6 protein-coding genes and 2 pseudogenes are annotated in these 7,157 nt (G+C 67.7%); 2 read left to right on the top strand and 6 right to left on the bottom strand.

The features are described from left to right. Positions 1–306 precede the first annotated feature (306 nt). A complete protein-coding gene (locus ACWD5D_RS44610) occupies positions 307–696 on the bottom strand; it encodes a hypothetical protein (protein WP_451378473.1) in 390 nt (129 codons plus the stop codon). 190 nt (positions 697–886) lie between these two features. Next, positions 887–1,224, bottom strand: a pseudogene (locus tag ACWD5D_RS44605) (MerR family transcriptional regulator). A gap of 1,062 nt (positions 1,225–2,286) precedes the next feature. Here ACWD5D_RS44605 and ACWD5D_RS44600 point away from each other — a divergent pair. Both ACWD5D_RS44600 and ACWD5D_RS44595 read left to right on the top strand, forming a co-directional pair. Continuing rightward, positions 2,287–2,646, top strand: a complete 360-nt coding sequence (locus ACWD5D_RS44600; protein WP_451378472.1) for a hypothetical protein — start codon at positions 2,287–2,289, stop codon at positions 2,644–2,646. Continuing rightward, positions 2,643–3,280 (top strand): annotated as a pseudogene (locus tag ACWD5D_RS44595) (transposase); the annotation flags it as partial. The gene ACWD5D_RS44600 and the pseudogene ACWD5D_RS44595, both read left to right, overlap by 4 nt. A 126-nt stretch (positions 3,281–3,406) precedes the next feature. Here ACWD5D_RS44595 and ACWD5D_RS44590 read toward each other — a convergent pair. The 4 genes from ACWD5D_RS44590 to ACWD5D_RS44575 form a co-directional block, all read right to left on the bottom strand. Further along, entirely contained in the window at positions 3,407–3,733 is a 327-nt protein-coding gene (locus ACWD5D_RS44590) for an SCO5918 family protein (RefSeq protein ID WP_451378471.1), read from the bottom strand. Positions 3,734–3,783: 50 nt separating this feature from the next. Then, positions 3,784–4,185, bottom strand: a complete 402-nt coding sequence (locus tag ACWD5D_RS44585; RefSeq protein ID WP_451378470.1) for a CBS domain-containing protein — start codon at positions 4,183–4,185, stop codon at positions 3,784–3,786. A gap of 45 nt (positions 4,186–4,230) precedes the next feature. Then, positions 4,231–5,727, bottom strand: coding sequence for a DEAD/DEAH box helicase (locus ACWD5D_RS44580; RefSeq protein ID WP_451378469.1), 1,497 nt, complete (start codon positions 5,725–5,727; stop codon positions 4,231–4,233). Positions 5,728–6,074: 347 nt separating this feature from the next. Next, the gene (locus ACWD5D_RS44575; protein WP_014145516.1) at positions 6,075–6,278 is read right to left on the bottom strand and encodes a cold-shock protein; all 204 of its coding nucleotides are present in this window, start codon (positions 6,276–6,278) and stop codon (positions 6,075–6,077) included. Positions 6,279–7,157: the final 879 nt, after the last annotated feature.

Below are 7,157 nucleotides of genomic sequence, written 5' to 3'. Positions count from 1 at the left end.
TGCTCGAAGACGGTCATGTTGCGGCCGATCTCACCCAGGCCGCCCAGGGCGATGACCCGCAGCCCCCCTTCAGGCAGGGGAGGGGCGGCTTTCAGCTCGGGATGGGGATGACTCATGCCCTGACGGTACCCGGAGAGCGGGACAGGGTGATCCATTACCTCCTCCGAACAGGGGCGGAGCACCACAACGGTGTCCGGGGACGATCTGATGACGCCGGCGGCCGGACAGGGAGGGGTCAAGGCGGGTCCAGTATCGGTGAGCCCAAGCGCCGCCACGAGATGATCTTGGAGTTCTGAAGGCGGCTGGTCAGGATGCGGTAGGCATCGCGCGGGCGAGCGGCGCCGGGTTTCCGTACAGGGCGGCGTGCAGGGCAGCTGCGAGTTCGCGGGCCCGGCTCTCGTCTGCCACGTCGTGCAGTACGAAGTAGACCGGCCCCGCGGAGGAGTCCGAGCGGATCTCGCCGGCGCGGATCATCTGGATGACCGCGGCGCGGATGGCGTCGTACACCGAGTCGGCGACGGCGTGCTGCCGGGCGGTGATCATGTCGGCCTTCACCGTCCAGTGCTCGTCCAGAGACTCGATGGCGACGAAGACGGCGTCCTGCTCCTTGGCCTGCCGGTACGCCGCTTTGAAGGCCGCCATGCCCGTCACGTCGGGAATGAGGTCGGCGGGGTAGGAAGCCGGCGGCGGCTGCATGAGAACCATCGTGCCAGGCACGCGGAACGGCACGGACGTCGACACGTCAGGCGTGTGCCTCACTGGGCCTGGCGGGCCGCCGATGGGCAACCGGCGCGCCGGCAGGACTCCGGCCCGGGACTGGTCTGCGCGCCGCAGCCCGGCCACGCGTGGGTGTGAGAGCCCGCCGATACCGGCGGGCCCGCTCACCTCAGGCTGCGGCCGATGGACTGGACGATCCGCCGGTGCGGCGGTATTCGGCGTTGATGCGCTGGGCTTCTTCGAGCTGGTCTTCGAGGATGATGATCCGGCATGCGGCCTCAATCGGGGTGCCCTGGTCGACGAGCTCACGCGCGCGGGCCGCGATGCGCAGTTGGTAGCGGGAGTAGCGGCGGTGTCCGCCCTCGGAGCGCAGTGGTGTGATCAGCCGCGCTTCGCCGATGGCGCGGAGAAAGCCGGGAGTGGTACCGAGCAACTCGGCGGCCCGGCCCATCGTGTAGCGGGGTAGTCGTCGTCGTCGAGACGGCTTAGCGACTCGTCTGCTGTCATCTCACCTCTCTGCGGAACGCGTGGAGGGGCCTTGGTGCCGTTTGGCACCAAGGCCCCGAAGGAACTGCAACACCATCTGCCGGCCCTAGTACTGCGCCGGCCTTCTGTTTCCGCCCAGTCGCCTGATACTCCGACGGAGGTGCGGGGATCGCGGATGCGTGACCGGAGACCACCTACCTATCGATGTCCTGCGGTACCCGGGCTCGCGTCTTCCGCCCGGGCGATCCTGACGGTGCTCGACTCCTCCGTTCTTCCCTCGGAATCAATCACTTGCAAACAGGGACTGCGTACTACTGGTAGTGCAACCGCGTCAACTGCGGTCCTGCTCGCGGCGGCCCCTCATCACTTCGGGCCACCCGGTCCGGTCGTCAGTCCCGTCGCCGTCGTACAACAACCTGGCTTCGGAACTCCACCACCGCACCGTCATACGTGGACTGCTGCCCGGCAGTTCGTGTCTGCCGGGCCTTACTCGATCTCGGCTACGAAAGAAACCATAATCACTGAGACATCGAATGTCTACTCCAGTGAGCATAGATTTGCTGCGGCTCGACGATGAGGTCTCCCGCTGAGCCAATCTGCGAATACTGGGGGCCGTCCGCAGCGCAGGTCCGACGCACGGATGAGACCCAGAGCCGCCCGCGGAGCTTCCCGTGGCGGCGCCGACCGGCGCGGCGCGTCGACCGCGATTCTCAGCCCCTCCGGCGAGCACGGCGGCTCGGGTGGGTTGGCGGGCGGGGCGCAGGGTCGGGTAGGCAAGGGCCGGGCATGAACGATCCGCAGACGAGGGCGACTCTGATGAACACAATGTCCGTCAACGCCGCATCTGCCCCGTTCCACGCGGCCGTTGCCGACGCACGCGATACCGCACAAGCATTCATCGAAGACCTGCGGCAGTCGAACGGCAGCCGACCAATGCCTCGAAGCACACCCCTGGCTCGCAGCCGCCGCACATGCGCACCGCCGGCCTGTAGTGCGGCACCAGGGGAGCCGTATGCGCCCGTCTCGCCCGGTTGCGCCATCGTCCAAGCCGCCTGGGCGGGCCGATGCATAGAATCCGATCCCATGCCGAAGCCTGACGAGCTGCTCGTTGCGATAGCCGCCCTTGTGGAGTCCGGGCAGAGCAATCAGATGTCCCTGACCGTGGTCACCAGTGGTGCTGTCATCACCGGTCGGCTGGCTCCGGAAGCCATGTGGAGGCAGAGGGTGTCTGAGGTGCTGACGGACTCCGCCGACCTGGGCGAGTTCTCCGCCGTCTTCGACACCCCCGCGAAGAAGGACGGACCGCCCACGCATCTGCATTTCCACGTCGCCCGGATCCTGCAGGGGACGGTGGGGATCCCGGAGACAGGCGGGATGTACCGCGTCGCGATCGAGGACGTCAGTGCCTGGACCGTGGGCGACTTCAGCTACTCCGACCACTGACTCACCGACCCACGGCACACAGTGAGGCCCCACCGGCACGCTTCCGCCGCACCGGCAAGCGTCGGCTCTACGGCCGGCAGGCATCCGCGAGGTACAGGGCAGCCCCGCCCCTCGTGGACACGGGGCTGCCCTGGCAAGCACCCGAACCCCCGGCTCGCCCTGAGGAACCCGTCGGCCCGTCGCGCTACCGCACCGAGGCGACCGCATCCACATCGCCGACCGGCTCCGGGAGAAGGCGTCAGTCAGGCCATCGCGGCCGAGCTTGGCCGCAGTCCCTCCACCGTAAGCCGGGAGATCGCCGCAACCGCACGCTCATGCCCAACGGCGGCTGGTCCTACCGTCCGCACGCCGCCCAGCGCCGCGCGGACGCCCGCGAACCGCGCCCCAGGCCCGGCAAGATCGCCCAGAACCCCAGCTGCGGGACTTCCTCCAGGACCACGTGACCCGGCAGTGGAGCCCGGAGCAGATCTGCCACGCTCTCCGGGCACGCTTCCCCGACCAGCCGGAGATGCACGTGGTCCACGAGACGATCTACCAGGCGCTTTACGACCAAGGCCGCGGGGAACTGAGGCGCGAGCTGACCCGGGCCCTGCGGACCGGACGCGCCACCGAACTCAACAGCCGCCCACGCAGAACGCTCGACTGGGAGACCCCAGCCGAGCGTCTGTCTAAACTGCTCGCGGCTTGATCAACTCACCGCAGTGTTGCTACGACCCCTGGAATTCGCCCACGCCGGTAGGGCCTCACTGCTCTGTTCGGCTCACACCTGTCCGTACGTCAGGCGGACAGGGGGAGCGCCGAGCGTTGCGGAAGCCGGCCCGTACGGGTCGGCCAGGGGCGCAGATACGGCGGTAGGGCGGGTGCGGCAGGTGAAGCCGAGTTGGGTCATGGCCCTGAGGACTTCGCCGGTGCTGAAATCACGCCGGTCCTGGCGGGTGACGACCTGGCCGACCTGCTTGGCGGGGTAGTGGCGTCGTCCGATGATGACGAACTCACCGGTGACCAGCTCGGGTGTGACGCCCTTCATCGATTCCACCACGCCGCTCTTGGTCAGGTCGAACGGGAAGCGAGCGATGACACAGCGCATGATGCCTCCAGGGAGAAGAGAAGACGGCCCCGGATAGGGGTGACGGCGGTTCAGCGAGAGAGGGCGAGGACGCCCAGAGCGTTGCCGTGTCCGTCGACCACGGGCGGGGCCCCGAACCGGCGGCAGCGCATCGCACGCTCGGCTTCGGCCCTCGTGGCCAGCGGCGAGGCGAAGGGCCCGATGACGTCGGCGATGTCACGCAGGCGGATCCGGTCCGTGTATCCGGAACCGTTACGAACGGCCGTGAGCCGGTCCCGGGTGACCAGGCCGGTGCACATACCGTCCTCGTCGCAGACGACCAGCTGACCTGTACGGGCGGCGGCCATCACGGACAGTGCCACCTCCACGGTCATGTCCTCCCAGACCTGCGGTCCGGCCGCGTCCGCGGGATCAACCGCCGTCTGCACGGCGGTGGTAGGTGTTGAGCGGAACTGCGTCTGGTCCAGCGTCAAAGGGTGCCTCCTGCGAAGTTGGGCGGGCTTCCTGACACGAAGGTTCTATGCCGCCGCACCGGCGGTGGACTGCCGTACGGGCGCGCGGCGGGCCGCCGAGACGGGGCGGCGTCGGCCGCGTGAGGTGGCGCCGCGCTTCTTGGGGCGTTCGACCACCGGTGCGGTGATGACGACCGGGATGCCGGAGGGGGCCTGGGCGCCGGTGATGCGGTGCAGGGCCTCTTCGTCGACGCGGACCTGGGTGGTCTGCGGCACGATGCCGGCCGCTGCCATGAGGCGGGTCATGCCGCGGCGCTGGTTGGGGGTGACCAGGGTGACGACGCTGCCGGACTCTCCTGCGCGGGCGGTGCGGCCGCCGCGGTGGAGGTAGTCCTTGTGGTCGGTCGGCGGGTCGACGTTGACGACGAGGTCGAGGTTGTCGACGTGGATGCCGCGCGCCGCGACGTTGGTCGCTACCAGCACATTGACGTGTCCGGTCTTGAACTGTGCCAGCGTGCGGGTGCGCTGTGGCTGTGACTTCCCGCCGTGCAGGGCGGCGGCCCGTACCCCGCTGTTCAGGAGGTGTTCGGTGAGGCCGTCGACGGCGTGCTTGGTGTCGAGGAACATGATCACGCGGCCGTCGCGTGCGGCGATCTGGGTGGTGGCCGTGTGCTTGTCGGCGCCGTGAATGTGGAGCACGTGGTGCTCCATCGTCGTGACCGCGCCGGCCGAGGGGTCGACGGAGTGCACGACGGGGTCGCTGAGGTAGCGGCGCACGAGCAGGTCGACGTTGCGGTCGAGAGTGGCGGAGAACAGCATGCGCTGGCCTTCGGGGCGGACCTGGTCGAGGAGGGCGGTGACCTGCGGCATGAAGCCCATGTCGGCCATCTGGTCGGCCTCGTCGAGGACGGTGATGGAAACCTGGTTCAGTCGGCAGTCGCCACGGTCGATGAGGTCTTTGAGGCGTCCCGGTGTGGCGACGACGATCTCGGCGCCGGCGCGCAGTGCGCTCGCCTGTCGGCCGATCGGCATTCCGCCCACCACCGTGGCCAGCCGCAGCCTCACGGAGCGGGCGTACGGGGCGAGCGCGTCGGTGACCTGCTGCGCCAGCTCACGCGTGGGTACGAGGATCAGCCCCAGCGGCTGCCTCGCCTCGGCACGCTGCCCGGCCGTACGGGCCAGCAGCGCCAGCCCGAAGGCGAGGGTCTTGCCGGAGCCGGTGCGGCCACGGCCCAGTACGTCGCGGCCGGCGAGGGAATTCGGCAGGGTCGCGGCCTGGATCGGGAAGGGTACGGTCACGCCTTGCGAGCTGAGCGCGCCCAGCAGCGCCCCGGGCATGTCGAGATCGGCGAAGCCCTCCACGGCGGGGAGCGCGGGAGTGATCGTCTTGGGCAGCGCGAACTCCCCCTGGACCGCGGCGGGCCGGCGGCCGTAACCACCGGAACGGCCCGGCCCGCCGGAGCGGCTCCTGGCCGACGAACCGAATCGGCTGCCGCCCCTTCCGGATTCGGCACTGCCGTTACGGGTGCGGTTGAAGCGGTCGTTCGTGCGTGTGCGGTTCATGCGGAACCTTCCTCGATGCGGCACATATCAAGGAATTCCCGCAGCGATCAGCAGCACAGAGAATTGCAAGAATGGACCGGTGGAATGCGACAGCGAATCTGACCGACGAAAAATCCATGCGGCACAGGAGCTGGAATGAGTGGCGCGAAGCAGACGCAATGTTCGGGCGTCCGCCGCGATGAAGCTATGAAGGGATGCGTGCACCCCTGCAGGATGCCCCGTATGCGGTCAGCCTACGGGTTTCCTGGTTGTCGTCCGCAGGCGAAACCACTGCGGGAAAATGCGAGTAGCTGGGGCCCGCGCCCCGAAGGACGCGGGCCCCAGCTACAAGTATGCGACAGTCAGCGTCAGGCGAGAACAATGTTCTCGGCCGTCGGGCCCTTCTGGCCCTGCGCGATGTCGAAGGTCACCTTCTGGCCCTCCAGCAGCTCACGGAAGCCCTGGGCGGCAATGTTCGAGTAGTGGGCGAACACATCAGCCCCGCCACCGTCCTGCTCGATGAAGCCGAAGCCCTTTTCCGCGTTGAACCACTTCACAGTACCAGCAGCCATGTCATTTCTCCTTTGGGGCAGTGCATCGGGATCCGCACTGCGCGGACCCTGTGTCGCCGCGATGATCACCCCGCCCGGAAAAAGAACCGGATAACAAAAGCGCTTCCAGCGGCACAGATGCCGACCGGACGGCACTTGAAGTTTTGGGAACCACAACTGCAACTGACATCGACAGTAGCACGCCGAAGCGGCCTGTGTACGGTGAAGAATCCCACCCCACTTAATGCAATAGAGAATCTGTCTGCCTGTTCCGTTGAAATCTCAGCTCGCGGGCACAGATATTGACCCAGCCGGAGCGCAACGTTTCGGGAAGCATTGGGGGCGCGCCCAGCGTAAGGGCGGCTCCCCCAAGGTATGGTGCGGGCGGGCGTGGAGATCAGGGTGGCTCCGGCAAGCGTCACGGCCCGTCTCCGGCGCACTCACGGGAGCGGCCATATCGAAGACCATCAAGCACCAGACCGTCGATCAGCTCGGTGGAAACAGCAGCATCCTGGTGCGGCAACGCCGTGAGCACGAGGAAACGGCGGCTGACGGATCAGTACCTGACCCTCGACGACCTTCACCAGCGGGAACGCGTTCTGAAGCAGGCGGTGCAGCTGGTCTTCAGCCATGCCTTCGTGGAAGAGCCGGTGCTGTGGGCCGCTCTACGAGCCTCAGGCCCGGACGGCGAGGAACTGACGACAGCCGCAGTCGTTTTTCACCGGGTTCCTCCGAGGATGCCCCGGCCTTCAGGCCGGGGAGGAATCGGACTCCTGCGGAGCAGGACAGGAAATAGGGGTTTCGTGGGTCTTCGAACTTGAGCGGTGCGTCTCGTCAAGCACGCTGACTGTTCGTCACGTTGCGTGATGTGCAGGTGGGACTGGCCCCTGGATGCAAGAC

Source organism: Streptomyces sp. NPDC002520 (assembly GCF_053595235.1).
The sequence above is the reverse complement of the archived record's forward strand: the minus strand, read 5'-3'. Positions and strand labels throughout refer to the sequence as shown.

Coding starts and splice junctions, on each gene's coding strand:
- ACWD5D_RS44610 (WP_451378473.1), bottom strand. CDS start 696: ATGCAGCCGCCGCCGGCTTCCTACCCCGCCGACCTCATTCCCGACGTG.
- ACWD5D_RS44600 (WP_451378472.1), top strand. CDS start 2,287: ATGCCGAAGCCTGACGAGCTGCTCGTTGCGATAGCCGCCCTTGTGGAG.
- ACWD5D_RS44590 (WP_451378471.1), bottom strand. CDS start 3,733: ATGCGCTGTGTCATCGCTCGCTTCCCGTTCGACCTGACCAAGAGCGGC.
- ACWD5D_RS44580 (WP_451378469.1), bottom strand. CDS start 5,727: ATGAACCGCACACGCACGAACGACCGCTTCAACCGCACCCGTAACGGC.
- ACWD5D_RS44575 (WP_014145516.1), bottom strand. CDS start 6,278: ATGGCTGCTGGTACTGTGAAGTGGTTCAACGCGGAAAAGGGCTTCGGC.